The organism is Brevundimonas sp., assembly GCF_031412435.1.
Lineage (GTDB): Bacteria > Pseudomonadota > Alphaproteobacteria > Caulobacterales > Caulobacteraceae > Brevundimonas.
On the sequence record NZ_JANODA010000018.1, the window covers coordinates 30,385 to 47,850 of the forward strand.

A 17,466-nucleotide genomic window follows, 5' to 3' on the forward strand; every position below is an offset into this window, starting at 1 on the left:
CCATCGACTGAAGCGGGGTCGGATGAGGTCGACAGGCGCCTGCGGTCTTCGGTCATGACCTCGGCATCCTCTCGCCGACGAGGGTGGGGATCAGCTCCGAGACGGTCGGGTGAATATGCACCGTGTGCTGCAGGGTGGAAGCCGAGGCCCCGGACGCCATGGCGTCGACGACGGCATGGATCGCCTCGTCCCCGCCCGGACCCAGGACGGCCGCGCCGAGGATGGCCTGGGTATCCGCATCGACGACGATCTTCGTCAAACCCAGCGTTTCGCCCTTCTCGATGGCGCGGCCCACGCGGGTCATGGGTCGTGTCCCGACCTCGATCCGATGCCCGGCCGCCACCGCCTGCGCCTCCGTCATCCCGACCCGCCCCAGCGGGGGATCGACATAGAGGGCGTAGCAGTCGATCCGGTCGGTGATCTTCCGGTCCGCCCCGGCCAGCAGGTTGTCGGCCAGGATCTCGAAATCGTTATAGGCCGTGTGCGTGAAGGCCCCGCGCCCGTTGCAGTCGCCCAGCGCCCAGATGCCCGGGACATCGGTCTGAAGCCTGTCGTCGACCGTGATCGAGCCCCGCGCATCGACCGGGATCCCGGCCTTGTCGAGCTCCAGATCGTCGGTGTTCGGCCGCCGTCCTACGGCCAGCAAGGCGTGCGTCCCGGACACTTCCGGCTCGCCCTCGGTGCAGTCGACGCCCACGCCGATCCGGTCGCCGCGCTTGGCGAAGGTGATACACTTGGCCTTCAGCCGGAATCGCACGCCTTCCGCCTCCAGCGCCTTCTGGATGGCGTCGGAGATTTCCGGATCCTCGCGCTGGATGATCCGTTCGCCTTTCTCGACGACGGTCACCTCGCTGCCGAAGCGGCGGAACATCTGGGCGAACTCCAGCCCGATATAGCTGCCACCGACGACCACCAGATGCTCGGGCAGGTCGGTCAGCTCCAGGATCGTCGTATTGGTCAGGACCGGCACGTCGTGGATGCCGGGCATGTCCGGAATGACCGCCCGCCCGCCGACGTTGAGGAAGATCTTCTGCGCCGTGATCCGCCTCTCGCCGACCTGCATCTCCGTCGACGACAGGAACCGCGCGTGGCCCTCCAGCACCGTACAGCCCTTCATCCCGACCAGCCATGTGCGGACATTGCCGCTGGCCGTGTCGACGACCTTGTCCTTGCGCGCCATGACCCTGCCGAAGTCGACCGAGACCGGGCCGGTCACGACCCCGAAATCCTCCGAACGACGCGCGAGGTGGGCGGCGTAGGCGCTGGCGACCAAGGTCTTGGTCGGCATGCAGCCGGTGTTGACGCAGGTGCCGCCGAACCGTTTCCGCTCGACCAGACAGACCGTCCAGCCCGCCTCCGTCAGCCGCCCGGCCAGAGGCGGTCCGGCCTGACCCGCGCCGACGATGATGGCGTCGTAAGCCTGCATCAGATCATCGCGACGATCAGGAGCGCGCCGCCGACAGCGACCGCATCCTCAATCAGGGCGGCGGGCAGATCGCGGCCGAAGGTCTTCGCCAGTCGCGCCCGTCCCTCGGCCCCGCCATAGGTTCCGATCACCGCGCCGACGACGCCCGCGACCAGTCCGCCGATCCACGAGCCCCAAACGAGGCCAATGGCTGCGCCGCCCAGACCGCCCATAAGGATGCGGGTGATGAACTGCACGGGGACCTTGCGGCTCGGCGTCTTCGGCAACTGGTCGGCGATCAGCTCCGCGATCGCTGCGATAGTCAGGATGATCGGCGCTGCGATATGGGCGAGAAAGCCCAGCGGCGTCCCCGCCAGCGGCAGGATCCCCAGCCAGGCGGCCCAGGCGATGGCGGCGGGCGCCGTCATGGCGCGCAGACCGGCGATGACGCCGATGGCCAGGGCAAGGAGGTAGAGCGTCATGGCCGGTCCCCGTCTCAGGCTTGAACGACCAGACAGTGACTCGATCCGCCGATGGACGCGAGTCCTTCGCTCGACAGCACCGACCCTCTGGGTCAGGGTCGATCTCCCCGCCGTCCGTGAATGAGTGTCGCCCGTGTCCCGTGTCAGCCTAGCCGTCCTCGCCGCCTGCCTCGTCTCGGCTTCCGGAGCCGTCGCCCAGGAGGGCCGTATCGACCCGGACCGCCTGAACGCCGCCGTCGCCGTCCTGGCCGGCGACGATTTCGAAGGCCGCGCCCCGACCACGCCGGGCGAGGAGCGGTCCGTGACCTGGATCGCCGAACAGTTCCGGGCACTCGGCCTCGAACCCGCCGGCGACGACGGAACGTATTTCCAGACCGTCCCCATCAACCGCTTCGTCCAGGACGGACCGGCGGTGATCACGGCCCGGGCGGGCGGCGAGACGATCACGCTCCAGCGCGGCGCCGACATCATCGCCAACAGCCACCGGCCCCGGGACCACATCACCATCACCGACGCCCCGGTGATCTTCGTCGGCTACGGCGTCTCGGCGCCCGAGCGCGACTGGGACGACTTCAAAGGTGTCGATGTGCGCGGCAAGGTCGTGCTGATGCTGGTCAACGATCCGGATTTCGAGGTCGCCGCCGACAGCCCGACGGCGAACCGTTTCGACGGCCAGGGCATGACCTGGTACGGCCGCTGGGTCTACAAGTTCGAGGAGGCGGCCCGGCGCGGGGCGGCGGCGGTCTTCGTGATCCATGAGACGGCCGGCGCCGGTTATCCGTGGAACACCCTGCAGAACTCCTCCACCGCCCCCGGCCTCGACATCGTCCGCGCCGATCCCGAGCGCGAGCGGGTCCAGGCCCAGGGCTGGATCCAGCAGGAACAGGCGGCGCGGCTCATGGCGGCGGCGGGCCTCGACTACGCCACGCTGAAGACGGCGGCCCAGTCGTCGGACTTCCGCCCTGTGGCGCTGGACGGAGTGACCCTGTCGCTCGACTTCGGCCAGACCTTCAGCCGCCTGACCACCCGCAACGTCGCCGCCCGCCTGCCGGGACGGCGTCATCCGGACGAGACCGTCCTGTACGGCGCCCACTGGGACGCCTACGGCCGCGCCGTGGCCAATGCGGCGGGCGACGACATCTATAACGGCGCCGTGGACAACGCGACGGGCGTGGCGGCCATTCTGGAGCTGGCCCGCCTCCATGCCGAGGCGCCGCGCACCGACCGCTCGGTCCTGTTCGTGTCCTGGGCGGCGGAGGAGGCGGGCTTGCTGGGCGCCTACCACTACGCGGCGCATCCGCTGGTTCCGCTGGCGACCACGGTGGTCAACATCAACCTCGACAGTCTGCTGCCCGGCCCCGCGTCGTCCGAGATCGTGGTCATCGGTTTCGGCAAGACCGACGCCCAGAACCGGCTTGCCGATCTGGCGTCGGAGGAAGGGCGGTCCCTGATCCCCGATCCCGCGCCCCAGGTCGGGGCCTTCTATCGCTCGGACCACTTCCCCCTGGCCAAGATGGGCGTGCCGGCCCTGTTCGCCGCCGCCGGCTTCACCGGCGCGTCCGACGCCAGCCGCACCTACGTCCGCGACCGCTATCACCAGCCCACCGACGAATGGTCTTCCGACTGGTCGATGGAGGGCGCGGCCCAGGATCTGCAACTCCTCTATCGCGTGGGCCGCGATCTTGCGAACGGCCGCGACTGGCCGGCCTGGACCCCCGGCAACGAGTTCGAGGCCGTGCGTCAGGCGAGTGCGGCGGCACGGCAGGAATGAGAGAGAAATGGTGGATGCTGCAGGGATTGAACCTGCGACCCCCTCGGTGTGAACGAGGTGCTCTCCCGCTGAGCTAAGCATCCATCTCGGGCCCCGCAGGCAAGGCGCCAAAGCGGGGAGGCGCGGACATAGCCCGGTCACCCGGACCGTGCAAGCCTCAGATGCCCGCCGCCCGCACGCCTTCGGGTGTCTCCGCATCCGGGTCGCCCGGCAGCCAGGCGACATGGCCGTCATAGATGCCCTCGTTGAGGATGCCCTCTTCCCTCGCCACCAGCACGGGGACCAACATCTGGCCCGTGACGTTGGTCGCCGTGCGCATCATGTCGATGATCCGGTCGATGGCGACGATATAGCCGATCCCCTCCAGCGGCAGGCCCGCCGTCGACAGGGTCAGGGTCAGCATGACGATCGAGGTGCCGGGTACGCCCGCCGTGCCGAGCGACCCCAGAACCGCCGTCAGGCCGATCAGGACGTACTGGGTGAGGCTCAGCTCGATCTGGAAATACTGGGCGATGAAGATGGCCGCGATGGCCGGATAGATGGCGCCGCAGCCATCCATCTTGACGTTGGCGCCCAGAGGGACGGCGAAGGCGGCATAGGCCTGGGGCACGCCCAGCCGCTCGACCGTCTGGCGCAGGGTGATCGGCAATGTGCCCAGCGACGACGAGGTGGCGAAGGCCGTCTGCTGGGCTGCGAACGCGCCCCGGAAGAAGCTGGTCGCCTTCAGTCCGTGCAGCTTCAGCAGGCCCGAATAGACGATCAGGATGTGGAACAGGCAGGCCGCATAGATGGCGAGGATGAACTTGCCGAGCGGCAGCAGCGCCTCCCATCCGTAGCCGCCGACGACCGAGCCGATCAGGCCGAACACGCCGAAGGGGGTCAATTGGATCACCCAGCGGGTGATGCGGAAGACGATGGCCGCGCCCTCGTCGACGAACCGCCGCGCCGTCTGGGCCCGGTCGCCCAGCGCCACCAGCGCCGCCCCGACGAGCGCCGAGAAGAAGATGATCTGCAACACCTTGCCCTCGGCCAGGGCCGCGAACGGATTGGTCGGGACGATGCCGATCAGCACCTCCAGCGGAGTCGGAATCTCCCGCTCGCGCACCTCGCCCAACGGCAGGTTGGCGAGGCCCACGCCCGGGTTGATCAGATGCCCGAAGGCGAACCCGACCAGCACGGCCAGCAGGGACGTGATCGCGAACCACAGGATGGTCCGCGCCCCCAGCCGGATCGCCCCCGCGCCTTCGCCCAGCCTGGCGATCGACGAGGCGATGGTGAACAGCACCAGCGGCGCCACCACCATGCGGATCAGGTTCAGATAGACGTCGCCGATCGGCTGGAGCCAGACGGTCGCCTGTTCCCTGAGGATCAGACCGGCGACAATGCCCAGGGCGAACCCCGCAGCGGTGCGTTGCCACAGCGGGATGGCGAAGAATCTGGCGAACATGCAGGCGGCTTTCGGGGAGGAGTCCCGCAACATGTTTGCCGCCCGCCCGGATCGCAACGGTCTGGGCTGCGCAGGAATTCTGCGATGGTGTTTAGCTTTTCTTCCCGGAATGGCCGCCCCTCGTTCAGCCTCCCGTACACCGCCCCGCTGAGGAACTTGACCCGCCCAGGGTCAATAGGCCCGAACGACCTCGGCTCCAGCTTCGCCGAGGTCTTCTGTGCCGTCTGGATGTGGCACGAGAAGACCCTGGGGCGGATCGGGACCTCGCGCACGGCCTTCAACGCGGCGAAGACCCGGCTAGCGCAGGAGTTGGACCACGCCGACAACCGAGAGGATGATCGTGCTGGTCAGCGCCACGCGGTTGTGGCGATGCAGGTAAGCGAGGGTCTCTCCGAACACAGGTTTCTCCTTTTTCGGGAGATGAAGCCTGGCAGAAAGGTCTGAAGATCGGGTTAGACCGACGTTCGGCGGTTCAAACCCCCGCCAGCGCCCGCGTCACATAGTGTTCGACCACGATCATATCGACGGCTTCCTCTATGTCCTCGAAGGCGTCGACGATGACGTCGGGCTCAAGGTCTTCCATCGGGACCGGGGTGTAGCCGAAGGTTACGCCGATCGACGGCACGCCGGCGTCCTTCGCGCAGCCGATGTCGGGCGCCGCGTCGCCGATCATGATGGTGCGCCCGGGATCACCGCCGACTGACGTCACCGCCTCGACCAGATGACAGCCGGAAGGTTTCCTCGCCGAGACCCGGTCCGGGCCGACGATGGCGGCGAAATTCCTGGTCAGGTCGATCTTGCCCAGCAACAGTTCCGACAGGTCCGAGCGCTTGTTGGTCACGACGATCAGGATCGCCCCGCGCTCGGCCAGGGTCTCCAGCGTCTCGACCACCCCCTCGAACGGGGCGGAATGGTCGGCGATATGCTCGATGTAGTCGGCGATGAAGGCGTCGAACAGCTCGGCGGAGGCGGCGCGCTCGGACAGGGCTCCGGCCAGCTCGAACCCGTGCTTCAGCAGGGCGCGAGCCCCGCCGCCGATCAGCTCGCGCGCGCTCTCCATCGGCGCGGGCGGCAGGCCTTCGAGGACAAGCATCCGGTTCAGGGTGCCGACCAGATCCTCGTGCGTCTCGACAAGGGTGCCGTCGAGGTCGAAGGCCAGGGTCCAGCCTTCAAGGTCGCGTTCGATCATTCTGGCTCCGCGGTCGCGATGAAGTCGCGCACCGCTCGGCGCCACGCGTCTGGCTGGTCGAACTGGGCCATATGGCCCGCATCGGCAAGCACCAATGCGGAGCCCTTCTCCAGACGAGGCAGCAAGGCCCGGTTCGTCGCAGGAGTGATCACGTCGTGCTGGCCGCTCAGCAACAGGGTCGGGACGTCGATGCGGTCCAGCAGCGGCTCCTCGTCGAAGTTCGCCAGAAAGCCCGTCATTCTTGGAATACCCTCACCCATGGCCGCCGCCGCCAGGGCGTCGCCGCGATCGAGCGCCAGATCCCGCATATAGGCGCGGGCGTAGGGAGGCGACGGCGATCGGCCGAGGTGAGTCTGCATGAAGGCTCCGAAGGCGGCCTGGACCGCCTCAGGGTCTGCGTCCGCGCCGGGATTGGCGATCCGCTGGCCTTGGCTATCCGGCATGACCGCCAGCAGTTCGTCCATACTGCTGGCCCAGCCTCGTGACGACATCGGCGCGCCCTGCAGGATCAGGCTGATCAGACCCGGCGGCCGCGCGGAGGCGTGGCGGGCTGCCAGGATGCCGCCCCAGCTGTGTCCCAGCAGATGAAATCGCTCCAGGCCCAGGGTGTCGCGAACGGCGGCGATTTCGGACGCATACCGCTCGATCGTCCAGTTGGCCGGATCGCCGGGATAGGCCGATCGACCGCTGTCCAGTTGATCATAAAGGACGATGGCGCGGTCTGTTGCCAGCGGCAATGCCGGGAACATCTGCCAGCAGGCGCCGCCGGGTCCTCCATGCAGCATTAACAACGGGGCATTTTCAGACCTCAGGTTGCCGTTCACCCGGACATAGAGGTCACCCCCTTCGACCGGCACGCGGCGCTCGAGGTCGGGCCGGGGCACGATGGCATCCGCGCCAAAGGCCGGGAGCGCAGGGAGGGTCAGGGTCGCCGTGGCCGCCGAAAGAAGCGATCGTCTTGAAAGAGCCATGCCGTCCCCCTGTGCCCCGTCAGGCAGGATGGCGGTTCTCGCACCGCGTCCGAGCCTGTAGATGACAGGAAACAGCACAGACCGATTCATGACCAGTACTTCCCACCCCAGAGCCGCCATCATCCTCGCCGCCGGCCAGGGCACGCGGATGAAGTCGCCCCTGCCCAAGGTGCTGCACCCGGTCGGCCACCGCGCCATGCTGGATCACGCCATTGACGCGGCCGAGGCCCTGCACTGCGAGCGGATCGTCGTCGTGGTCGGGGCGCATTCCCCTGAGGTCCGGGCCCATGTCGTGGCGCGTCTGGGCGAAGACGCTGTCGCGGTTCAGGACCCGCCCATGGGCACAGGTCACGCCGTCCGCGCCGCCGAGGCCGTGCTGGGCGACTTCATCGGCCAGGTCGTGGTCACATACGGCGACGTGCCCCTGCTGCGCGCGCAGGACATCGAGGCGGTGTTCGAGACGCATGAGGGCGTGACCGTCATCGGCTTCGAGGCCGCCGATCCCGGAGCCTACGGCCGCCTCGTCATGGACGGCGAGACCCTCGTCGCCATCACCGAAGCCAAGGAGGCCTCGCCTGAGGTTCTGTCCATAACCACTTGTAATTCGGGCGTGATGGCTGCTCCCGTCGGCCTGTTGTTCTCGCTGCTGGCCGAGGTGACCAACGCCAACGCCAATGGCGAATACTACCTGACCGACGTGGTCGAACTGGCCCGCAAGCGCGGCGAACCCACCCGCGTGACCATGGCGTCCGAGGACGCGGTGATGGGGGTCAACGCCCAGGGCGAGCTGGCCCAGGCCGAGGCCCTGTTCCAGAAGGTCCAGCGCGAAACCTTCCTCGCCGCCGGGGTCACCATGTCGGCGCCCGAGACCGTCCACTTCGCCTGGGACACGGAAGTCGGGGCCGGATCAATCATTGAACCCTTCGTCGTCTTCGGCCCCGGCGCGCGCATTGCGGAGCGCGCTCGCATCAAGAGCTTCAGTCACATCGAGGGTGCGACGATCGCGTCCGGCGCCGAGGTCGGGCCCTACGCCCGCCTTCGTCCGGGCGCTCATCTGGGCGAGGACGTGAAGGTCGGAAACTTCGTCGAAGTGAAGAACGTGCGCATGGAGAAGGGCGCCAAGGCCAGCCACCTGTCCTATCTTGGCGACGGCTCGGTCGGGGCCGGCGCCAACATCGGCGCGGGCACGATCTTCTGCAACTACGATGGCTACAACAAAGCCCTGACGACGGTAGGCGAGGGGGCTTTCGTCGGCTCCAACGCGTCTCTGGTCGCTCCGGTCACGATCGGCGCGGGCGCGATCGTCGGCTCGGGTTCGGTCATCGTTGAGGACGTGGCCGCCGACGCGCTCGCATTGGCGCGCGGACGTCAGGTCAACAAGGATGGCGGCGGTGCGGCTTTCCGCGAAAAGGCGAAGGCGAAGAAGGCGGCGAAGACATGAGCGACCACCAGAAACAGATCGCCGGCGAAGCGGCCGCCCTGCGCGTCGAGGCCGGCATGGTCGTGGGTCTGGGCACCGGCTCAACCGCCGCCTGGTTCGTCAAGGCTCTCGCGGCGCGGAACCTGACCGGCCTCCGCTGCGTCCCGACGTCCGAGAAGACCGCCGACCTGGCCCGCGAACTGGGCCTGCCACTGGTCACGCTGGAAGATGTGTCGCGCATCGACCTGACCGTCGACGGCGCCGATGAGGTCGGTCCCGGCCTCGCCCTGATCAAGGGCGGCGGCGCGGCCCTGCTGCGCGAGAAACTGGTGTGGGAGGCGTCGAGCCGCTGCATCGTCATCGCTGATGCGGCCAAGGTCGTGCCGGTCCTGGGCGCCTTCCCCCTGCCGATCGAGGTCGTCGCCTTCGGCCACAAGGCGACGGCGAACCGGATCATGGACGTCCTCATCGACCATGAGATCCAGATGCCTGCCCGCCTGCGCCAGGCGGATCGCGGCGTGGTCCGCACCGACGGCGGCAACGTCATCTACGACGCGAAATGCGTGGTCATCCACGACCCGGTCCGCCTCGCCAACGACCTGAAGCTGATCACCGGCGTGGTCGAGCACGGCCTGTTCCTCGACCTCGCCGACGAGGCGATCATCGGCACGGACACGGGCCTGGAGATCCAGCTGCCCTGACCCTGAACCACGTCCGGACGGTCGTTACTCCTCGACGCTGCTCAACCTCCTATGGGCGCGATGAATGGAGGCGGCGATCTCATCGCGGGCCGCCCCCGGGCCGCGCTGGGTGCGTTGCGCCTGGTACAGGCCTTCGAGATAGGCCCGGTCCCACTGTGTGAGGCCAGCAGCAGCGTCGGGCGCTTCAAATACGTTCAGGACCGAGGCGTAGGCGCTGGTGTCGGCCTCCGGATCGACCTGGGCGAAGACAATCATAGAGACATAGTCGGCCAATTGTTGCGGTGTCACGGAGGCGACCTGGTCGATGTCCAGAATGACGACCGTCTTGACGATCTCATCGACGATCTGGGTCGTGACCCGGGACGCCAGCATGTAGATGTTGGGGGCGAACTGACCGATAACGCTGCAGTTTCCGCTGCATTCACCGGGGATGCGAACCGCGCGCTGTCCGGTCATGGAGTCGATCGGCATGCTCACGGTCCACCAGCGGACCGCGTCATCCGAACGCCTGAACCGCTCCAGAGCCGCACCCCCTCGATCCATACCCGGCCCCCCGGGTCGGAACGCGCGCGGCAACTCGGCGGTCACGGTCTGGGCCAGTGCGTCCGGCTCTCCTGAGGCGACGATGACTACATTGGGCTGGCAGCCGGGCTGCCCCGGCCGCAAGCCGATATCCTCCGCCACGCTGTAAACGCGATCGGTGACGTATCGGGCAGGTGCTTCCCGAAGGTTCAAAACGGCGACGCAGACAGACTGGTCCCATCGCGCCAGATTTCGGCGGCCGGCGGGCGCCGCGACTTCCGCAACGAAATGGTCGATCAAGCTGGTCAGCGGTCGCCCGGTGACCTCGATGTCTTCAAGGCGGACGGCTTCGCCCGTCTGGTTGGCTTGCGGTGCGGCCTGGATCGGCCGGATTGACGTGTCGGCGTCACCCTCGATCGAAAGGGTGGCCATGACGGCCAGGGCGGCGAGCGAAAGCATGACGGCGTCTCTCCTGAACAGGTCCCGGAGATGACGCTAACACCGATCTGCGGTTGTTCAACGGGGGCCGATTCAACGCAGTCCCCGTGGCCGGAAAGCGACATTCCTGATGCTGCAATGATCGCTCGAGGAGGATATGACGCCCGCTCTGTTCCGGTCGTTCCGTCAGGGCGGGAAGGGCAGAGGCAGTCGCGACAACCGAAGGCTCATGCGCTTCAGACGCTTGTCCCGACTGTCAGCGGCGCCTAAGTCCACCCGCCGACGCCGCCAGCGACGACCGGCCTCTCCGGACGCTTCGGACGCTTCGGACTGTGTTTTCCGTCCGCTTCGAGATCGCCATGGCCGACTATGACTACGACCTCTTCGTCATTGGCGCCGGCTCGGGCGGGGTCCGTGCAGCGCGCCTGACGGGGCTAGGCGGCAAGAAGGTCGCCATCGCCGAGGAGTTCCGCGTCGGCGGGACCTGCGTCGTCCGGGGCTGCGTGCCCAAGAAGTTCATGGTCATGGCCTCGGACTTCGCCCACCAGTTCAACACCGCCGAGGGCTACGGCTGGACGGTGGAAGCCAGCTTCGACTGGCCCAAATTCATCCAGGCCAAGGACGTCGAGATCGCCCGTCTGTCAGGCATCTACGCCGCCAACCTCGGCAAGGCCGGGGTCGAGCTGATCCACGGTCGCGCGGTCCTGAAGGACGCCCACACCGTCGAGATCATCGGCAAGAACCAGACGATCACCGCCGAACGCATTCTGATCGCCACCGGCGGACGGCCCTGGATGCCGGACGAGCTGCCAGGCATCGAGCACGCCATCACGTCCGAAGAAGCCTTCCACCTGCCGGAACTGCCGAAGCGCATCCTGATCGCGGGCGGCGGCTATATCGCGGTGGAGTTCGCCGGCATCTTCGCCGGCCTCGGCGTCGAGACGACCCTGATCTATCGCGGCCCGAACATCCTGCGCGGCTTCGACGACGATGTGCGTGCGCACCTCGCCGGAGAGATCGAGAAGCGCGGCATCAAGGTCATCCTCGGCTGCCAGCACTCGGAGATCAGGAAGACCGCGACGGGCCTCCTGAACGTGCTTGAGAACGGCATGGAGCTGGAAACCGATGTCGTCATGTTCGCCACCGGCCGCGTCCCGCACGTCAAGGGCCTGGGTCTGGAGGTCGCCGGCGTCGAGCTGGACGAGAAGGGCGCGATCAAGGTGGATGCGCTGTCCAGGACCACCGTCGACAATATCTGGTCCATCGGCGACGTCACCGACCGGATGAACCTGACCCCCGTCGCCATCCGCGAGGCGGTCGCCTTCCACGAGACCGTCTATCGCGACAACCCCCAGCATTTCGACTATGAGGCCGTCGCCACGGCGGTCTTCTCCCAGCCGCCGGTCGGTGTCGTAGGCCTGACCGAGAGCGAGGCCCGCCACACCTGCGCCAGGGGCGTCGACGTCTACGTCACGCGCTTCCGGCCGATGAAATACGCCTTCACCGGCTCTGACGAACGGGTGCTGATGAAGCTGGTGGTCGATGCCGACACCGACCGCGTCGTGGGCGTCCATATCGTCGGTCCCGAGGCTCCGGAGATGATCCAGCTGGCCGCCATCGCCGTGAAGGCCGGCCTGACCAAGGCTCAGTGGGACGCCACCTGCGCTGTCCACCCGACCATGGCCGAGGAACTGGTGACCCTGAAGGTCAAACAGTCGCAAGACGTCAGCGCGGGTTAGATTTGTTGTTTCGCAACCGCGAGAGGCCTATTCTTCGACAATGACAAAGCGCTGGACCCCCGAATCCTGGAGAAACAAACCCATCGTGCACATGCCGATGGACTATCCGGACGCGCGTGCGCTTACGGCCGTGGAAGACGAGCTGCGCGCCATGCCGCCGCTGGTGTTCGCGGGCGAGGCCCGCAGCCTGACCGCCAAACTGGCCCAGGTCGAACGCGGCGACGCCTTCCTCCTGCAGGGAGGCGACTGCGCCGAGAGCTTCAAGGAGTTCTCGACCGACAACATCCGCGACACCTTCCGCCTGATCCTGCAGATGGCCGTGGTCCTGACCTTCGCGGGCCGCAAGCCCGTGGTGAAGGTCGGCCGGATCGCCGGCCAGTTCGCCAAACCGCGCTCCTCGCCCGTGGAAGAGATCGACGGCGTCGAACTGCCGTCCTACCGCGGCGACAACATCAACGGCTCGGCCTTTACGCCGGAAGAGCGGATCCCCGATCCCCAGCGTCTGATCAAGGCCTACAACCAGTCAGCCTCGACCCTGAACCTGCTGCGCGCCTTCGCCGGCGGCGGCTATGCCGATCTCTACAATATCCACCGCTGGACCCAGGGCTTCGCCGACGGCGGCGTCGGGGCCCAGTACCGCGAACTGGCCGAAAAGATCGCCGAGGCCCTGGCCTTCATGGAGGCCGTCGGCGTCACGCCGGAGACCCACCCGGACCTGTCGCGCGTCGAGGTCTTCACCTCGCACGAGGCCCTGCTGCTGAACGTCGAGAGCGCCCTGACGCGGCTGGACGGCGGTTCGGGCGAATGGTTCGACACCTCGGCCCACATGCTTTGGATCGGCGAGCGCACGCGTCAGCTGGACGGCGCCCATGTCGAGTTCATGCGCGGCATCAGGAATCCGATCGGCGTGAAGTGCGGCCCGACCATGGAGCCGGACGACCTGCTGCCCCTGATCGACGCCCTCAACCCGGAGAACATCCCGGGCCGTCTGACCGTCATCGGCCGTTTCGGCCACGACAAGGTCCATGACCGCCTGCCGCGCCTGATGAAGGCCGCCAAGGCCCACGGCAAGAAGGTCATCTGGTCGATCGACCCGATGCACGGCAACACGCTGAAAGCCTCCAACGGCTACAAGACCCGGCCGTTCGACCGGATCCTGGGCGAGGTGAAGGGCTTCATCGAGGTGGCCGAGCACGAGGGCGTCCACCCCGGTGGCGTGCACCTGGAGATGACCGGCCAGAATGTCACCGAATGCCTGGGCGGAGCCCAGGCGGTGTCCGAGGACGACCTGTCGAGCCGCTACCACACCCACTGCGACCCGCGCCTCAACGCCGATCAGGCGCTGGAGCTGGCCTTCCTCGTGGCCGAACGGCTCAAGACCGGCCGCCTGAACAAATCGAAGGCGGCGTGACGGTCGCGTCGATCGGCAGACCGGCGGGCGACGACCGGGGCGGGCGCACCGCCTTCCAGGGCGCGCCCGGCGCCTTCAGCCACGAGGCCTGCGTCGAACTGCGCCCCTGGGACGTGCATGTGCCGTTCGAGACCTTCGCCGGAGCCATCACGGCCGTGAAATCGGGCGACTGCGACTGCGCCCTGATCCCGGTCGAGAACTCGACCATCGGCGTCGTGGAGCCCGCCGCGACCCTGGTGGCCGAAGCCGGCCTGCCCATCGTCGGCGACGCCTGGCGGCCCATCCGCATGGCGCTGATGGCCATCGACGGCGCGGTGATCGAGCAGATCCGCACTGTGGCCAGTCATCCCATGGCGTTGCGCCAGTGCGCGAAGACCCTGGCTGAGATGGACGTCGAGATCGTCGAGGCCTTCGACACCGCCGGCGCCGCTCGCGAGGTCGCGGAACGGGGAGACCGGACCCGCGCCGCCCTCGCTCCCGCCGCCGCCGCCGAGGTCTATGGACTGACGGTTTTGCGCAACGACCTTCAGGATTCCGACGACAACCGCACGCGATTTGTTCTTCTGGCCCGCGAACCGGGTTGACGCCGCACGATCGTTGCGTGTCTTAAGAGCCGACGGATCGCCACCGATCCGAACAACCGGTTCGACCCATGTCCCCGCTGCGCGCTTCGCTTTCGACCCTTTCGCTCCGTTCGCGCGCGGCTGCCTGCTATTTTGGCTCCTATTTTTACGGCTTTCGATACGCCGGCTGAGGCCTCGAGCGACCCCCGCTCCTGACAGCCTCGCCGGCGACCGCCCTCAACCAGGGCGGCGGCGCACCCCTTCGCCCATCATCGAAATGCATCCCGTGAAAGCCCTAATTCCATGCCCAGTTCGAACCTCCAGCAAGTCTGGCCCGAAATGAATCCCGAAGAGATGTCGCCCGAGCAGATGGCGCTCGCCGCCCTGCGTCACGAGATCGACCTCGTCGACGACGAACTCCTGGCCCTGTTCCAGCGTCGCCTCGCCATCGCCGCCAAGGTCGGTCTGGCCAAGGACGCCCCGCACGGCCCCCATACCAAGCTCCGCCCCGACCGCGAACAGACCGTCCTCAGCCGCGTCATGGCGAAGGCCGATCCCGAGAACGCCGTCGCCGTCGAGGGCCTGTGGCGCGAGATCGTCGGCTGGGGTCTGGCGCGTCAGGGCCAGCTTCAGGTCCAGGTCTGGGCTCCGACCGATCCCACCCGCGCCTTCGACGGCGCCCGGCACCGCTTCGGCGCCGCCGCCGCCATCCGCATGGTTCGCGATCCGCAGGGCGCGCTGGCCTTCGCCGCCGAGGGCAAGGGCGTGGCCGTGCTGGCGGTCAATACCGACGATTCCTGGTGGGTCGGCCTGCGGCGCGACTGGTCGAGCCTGAGCGTCTTCGACGGCTTCGGCTCGGCGGGCGGTCAGCCGACCTCGCTGGCCGTCGGCAAGATCGATCCTGCGGCCCTGCCAAAGGGACGTCGCGTGGTGGTCTCGGCGGGCGGAGACGCCGGCGACGGCGGCGGCGCGCGTCGCTGGGGCCTGAACACCCACCACGGCTGGACCCTGGCCCTGACCGACGCCGACCTCACCCCCGGCGACGCCGAGGGCTGTGTCGGCGCGATCGGCTAGATCAAGCGTTCGGCCTTGCCGGCCCCGCCGTGCCCAGCGGATCGTCAGCGGGCGCGGGCACGCCGACCTCACCCGGTAAGGACTTGATGTAGCGATAAATGGCGCGCTTGTCGGTATCCGCCATGGCCCGCACGCTGGGCCAAGGCATGGGCGGCAGGCTGGTGCCGGTGGTCAGCTTTTCGACCCACTCGTCCTCGGTCATCCCGGCGACGGTCAGGCGCAGGTTCTTGCCGTAGCTGGTTCCCCACGGACCTGTGTGACCCTCGGTGCTGCCCTTCAGCCATTCGCTTTCGGGCGGTTCCGCTCCGCCCGTGCGGGCATAGGCAGGCGTGTGGCAGTCGTTGCAGCCGCCGACCAGAACCATGTAGCGCCCGGCCGCGATGTCGGTGGCGGCGACCACATGCGGACCGCTGTCAGATTGAGCCGAATCTTCGGCTTCGGCCGCCGGTTGGCAGGCGGCGAGCAAGGCCACGACGGACGCGGTGGCGACAGATGCGATGAAACGCGACATTCCAGATTTCCCCGTTCTCCGACCGGGAGGGAACATCAGCGGCCCGGGTGCGTCAAGCCGCCACAGGCGTCAAACGGCAAGGTTGTCGATCAGGCGTGTCTTGCCCAGCCAGGCGGCCCCCAGAATGCGCGCGGGTGCATCGACGACGCCGTTCGGAAAGGGAGCAAGATCGTCGGCGCGGCGCACGGCCACATAGTCGATCCTGTCGAAACCGGCCTTCAACAGGTCGGCATAGGCGTCGCGCTCCACCGCCGCCAACGGCCGCCGGTCCGCCGCCTTGATCGCGGCTTCGGCCAGCACGCCGTTCAGCCTGCGTGCGATCTCCAGCTCGGCCTCGGCCAAGTAGGCGTTGCGCGACGACAGGGCCAGACCGTGTCCGTCCCGCTCGGTGGCCGAACCGACGATCTCGGTGGGAATGTCCAGGTCGCGGGCCATCCGCTTCACGACCATCAGCTGCTGGTAGTCCTTCTCCCCGAATACCGCGACATCGGCCTGGACCTGGTTCAGCAGCTTGGCGACAACGACGGCCACACCGCCGAAGAAGTGCGGCCGGAAGTCTGTCTCAAGTCCCTTCGACGGCCCGCCGACGCTGACCCCGGTGACGAAGCCCTCCGGATACATCTCGTCGACCGTGGGCGCGAACAGCAGGTCACATCCGGCCCCGGCCAGCAGGCCGGCATCCTCGGCCTCGCGCCGGGGATAGGTGCCCAGATCCTCATGTGCGGCGAACTGGGTCGGATTGACGAAGACGCTGGCGACAACCTTGTCCGCCCGCCGCCCGGCCTCGCGCACCAGCGTCAGATGGCCCTCATGCAGGGCCCCCATCGTCGGCACGAATCCCACGGTGAATCCCTGTCGACGCCATTCGCGCATGGTCCCACGCAACGCTTCGACGGTTCGCGCGATCGGAAGGGGAGGAGAGTTGTCAGTCATGCTTACCGGGTTAACCGTTCGACTTAAGGCTGTTCGTGCACGGGGCGGAAAAACCTGCCGGGCTATGGGTGGCTTATGACGCCCAGCAGAATGCTTCGTCCAGTGCTCCTCGGTCTCGCCGGCCTCGCGACCTCGTCGTGCAGTCTGGTCGAGGGCGACCCGCACCGGTTTGAATCCATGGCTCAGGCCGTGGCCGGCATCCCTCTGGATGGCGGCCCCCGTTCAGGCGAGGCTCCCGCCGTGCGCACGGCGGCCGAGAGCGGCCTGCGTCCGGCGCTGGCCATGACCGAAACCGTCGTGAACCCGGGCGCGCTTCGCGTCGAAGTCATGGATCCGCACGACCTGTGGGACGCCCGTGACGCCGGCCTGCGCGGCGCGGTCGAACGCGCCGCCCCTGCCCTGATCGAGGCTGCTGCTCCCATGGTTGCCGAGGCGGTCGTCCAGCAGGTCTCGGACCGCATACAGGCGCCCCATGTCGAGCGCGCTGTGGTCCGCGCCACTCCGGCGGCCGTAACTGCGCCTGTGGCGCCTCGCACGACGCTGCAACTCGGCGCATTCTCAAGCCCGGGCGCCGCCCGCGCCGCCTGGACCCGCATCGCCTCCGCCGGCCATGCTGTGGCCGACCTGTCGCCGACATTCGAAGCCGTCGAGGTCGACGGTCGCAACCTGACCCGCCTGAAGGTCATCGCGCCTGTTGACGCCGCCCGCGCCATTTGCCGCGCCGCCGATGCCGCGCAACTCGGGTGCCTGCGGAGGGGCTGATCCCCCATCGCGCTCAAACAATGGGACGCCGCGGGGCGAGCGTTAGCGCCCCCATCCGCGCTCAAGCAGCGAGACGCCGCGCGCGTCGAGTGATAGCGCCCTGAAGGAAAGCCTCCACAGGCGTCGC

General features: G+C 67.8%; 16 protein-coding genes and 1 tRNA gene. 8 read left to right on the forward strand and 9 right to left on the reverse strand.

Annotated elements, in window-relative coordinates; all coding sequences use genetic code 11:
* Positions 1 to 52 precede the first annotated feature (52 nt).
* The gene (locus RMO01_RS03380; protein WP_309627638.1) at positions 53 to 1,426 is read right to left on the reverse strand and encodes an FAD-containing oxidoreductase; all 1,374 of its coding nucleotides are present in this window, start codon (positions 1,424 to 1,426) and stop codon (positions 53 to 55) included.
* Positions 1,426 to 1,887 carry a DUF4126 domain-containing protein gene (locus RMO01_RS03385; protein WP_309627639.1) on the reverse strand — a complete coding sequence of 154 codons (462 nt, stop codon included), beginning with the start codon at positions 1,885 to 1,887 and terminating at the stop codon, positions 1,426 to 1,428. Before RMO01_RS03385 ends, RMO01_RS03380 begins: the two co-directional genes overlap by 1 nt.
* Before the next feature lie 133 nt (positions 1,888 to 2,020).
* Between RMO01_RS03385 and RMO01_RS03390 the strand changes: the two genes are divergently transcribed.
* Positions 2,021 to 3,658 (forward strand): M28 family peptidase, encoded by a 1,638-nt coding sequence (locus tag RMO01_RS03390; RefSeq protein WP_309627640.1) that lies wholly within the window; start codon positions 2,021 to 2,023, stop codon positions 3,656 to 3,658.
* An 8-nt stretch (positions 3,659 to 3,666) separates the two neighbouring features.
* On the opposite strand, the gene RMO01_RS03395 is transcribed toward RMO01_RS03390, so the two are convergent.
* The 4 genes from RMO01_RS03395 to RMO01_RS03410 all read right to left on the reverse strand — a co-directional run bounded on the left by RMO01_RS03395 (position 3,667) and on the right by RMO01_RS03410 (position 7,265).
* Positions 3,667 to 3,741: transfer RNA gene (locus RMO01_RS03395), tRNA-Val, on the reverse strand.
* Between the two features lie 74 nt (positions 3,742 to 3,815).
* Entirely contained in the window at positions 3,816 to 5,105 is a 1,290-nt protein-coding gene (locus RMO01_RS03400) for a dicarboxylate/amino acid:cation symporter (RefSeq protein WP_309627641.1), read from the reverse strand.
* A 472-nt stretch (positions 5,106 to 5,577) separates the two neighbouring features.
* Positions 5,578 to 6,294: an HAD-IA family hydrolase gene (locus tag RMO01_RS03405; protein WP_309627642.1), complete on the reverse strand. Its 717-nt coding sequence runs from the start codon at positions 6,292 to 6,294 to the stop codon at positions 5,578 to 5,580.
* Positions 6,291 to 7,265 (reverse strand): alpha/beta fold hydrolase, encoded by a 975-nt coding sequence (locus RMO01_RS03410; protein ID WP_309627643.1) that lies wholly within the window; start codon positions 7,263 to 7,265, stop codon positions 6,291 to 6,293. Before RMO01_RS03410 ends, RMO01_RS03405 begins: the two co-directional genes overlap by 4 nt.
* A gap of 88 nt (positions 7,266 to 7,353) precedes the next feature.
* Here RMO01_RS03410 and glmU point away from each other — a divergent pair, with 88 nt between their 5' ends.
* Positions 7,354 to 8,706: a bifunctional UDP-N-acetylglucosamine diphosphorylase/glucosamine-1-phosphate N-acetyltransferase GlmU gene (gene glmU / locus RMO01_RS03415; RefSeq protein ID WP_309627644.1), complete on the forward strand. Its 1,353-nt coding sequence runs from the start codon at positions 7,354 to 7,356 to the stop codon at positions 8,704 to 8,706.
* The gene (gene rpiA / locus RMO01_RS03420) at positions 8,703 to 9,386 is read left to right on the forward strand and encodes a ribose-5-phosphate isomerase RpiA (RefSeq protein ID WP_309627645.1); all 684 of its coding nucleotides are present in this window, start codon (positions 8,703 to 8,705) and stop codon (positions 9,384 to 9,386) included. Before glmU ends, rpiA begins: the two co-directional genes overlap by 4 nt.
* A 24-nt stretch (positions 9,387 to 9,410) precedes the next feature.
* Here rpiA and RMO01_RS03425 read toward each other — a convergent pair whose 3' ends face one another.
* Positions 9,411 to 10,367: a hypothetical protein gene (locus RMO01_RS03425; RefSeq protein ID WP_309627646.1), complete on the reverse strand. Its 957-nt coding sequence runs from the start codon at positions 10,365 to 10,367 to the stop codon at positions 9,411 to 9,413.
* 338 nt (positions 10,368 to 10,705) lie between these two features.
* Here RMO01_RS03425 and gor point away from each other — a divergent pair, with 338 nt between their 5' ends.
* The 4 genes from gor (at position 10,706) to RMO01_RS03445 (ending at position 15,133) form a co-directional block, all read left to right on the forward strand.
* Positions 10,706 to 12,085 (forward strand): glutathione-disulfide reductase, encoded by a 1,380-nt coding sequence (gor, locus tag RMO01_RS03430; protein ID WP_309627668.1) that lies wholly within the window; start codon positions 10,706 to 10,708, stop codon positions 12,083 to 12,085.
* A 40-nt stretch (positions 12,086 to 12,125) separates the two neighbouring features.
* Positions 12,126 to 13,496, forward strand: a complete 1,371-nt coding sequence (locus RMO01_RS03435; RefSeq protein WP_309627647.1) for a class II 3-deoxy-7-phosphoheptulonate synthase — start codon at positions 12,126 to 12,128, stop codon at positions 13,494 to 13,496.
* Positions 13,493 to 14,080 (forward strand): prephenate dehydratase domain-containing protein, encoded by a 588-nt coding sequence (locus RMO01_RS03440; RefSeq protein WP_309627648.1) that lies wholly within the window; start codon positions 13,493 to 13,495, stop codon positions 14,078 to 14,080. Before RMO01_RS03435 ends, RMO01_RS03440 begins: the two co-directional genes overlap by 4 nt.
* Positions 14,081 to 14,362: 282 nt before the next feature.
* Entirely contained in the window at positions 14,363 to 15,133 is a 771-nt protein-coding gene (locus tag RMO01_RS03445) for a chorismate mutase (RefSeq protein WP_309627649.1), read from the forward strand.
* Between the two features lies 1 nt (position 15,134).
* On the opposite strand, the gene RMO01_RS03450 is transcribed toward RMO01_RS03445, so the two are convergent.
* Positions 15,135 to 15,644 (reverse strand): cytochrome C, encoded by a 510-nt coding sequence (locus RMO01_RS03450; protein WP_309627650.1) that lies wholly within the window; start codon positions 15,642 to 15,644, stop codon positions 15,135 to 15,137.
* A gap of 69 nt (positions 15,645 to 15,713) precedes the next feature.
* Positions 15,714 to 16,577 carry a pantoate--beta-alanine ligase gene (panC, locus tag RMO01_RS03455; RefSeq protein ID WP_309627651.1) on the reverse strand — a complete coding sequence of 288 codons (864 nt, stop codon included), beginning with the start codon at positions 16,575 to 16,577 and terminating at the stop codon, positions 15,714 to 15,716.
* A gap of 90 nt (positions 16,578 to 16,667) precedes the next feature.
* On the opposite strand from panC, the gene RMO01_RS03460 reads away from it, so the two are divergent.
* Positions 16,668 to 17,339: an SPOR domain-containing protein gene (locus RMO01_RS03460; protein WP_309627652.1), complete on the forward strand. Its 672-nt coding sequence runs from the start codon at positions 16,668 to 16,670 to the stop codon at positions 17,337 to 17,339.
* The last annotated feature ends 127 nt before the right edge of the window (positions 17,340 to 17,466 follow it).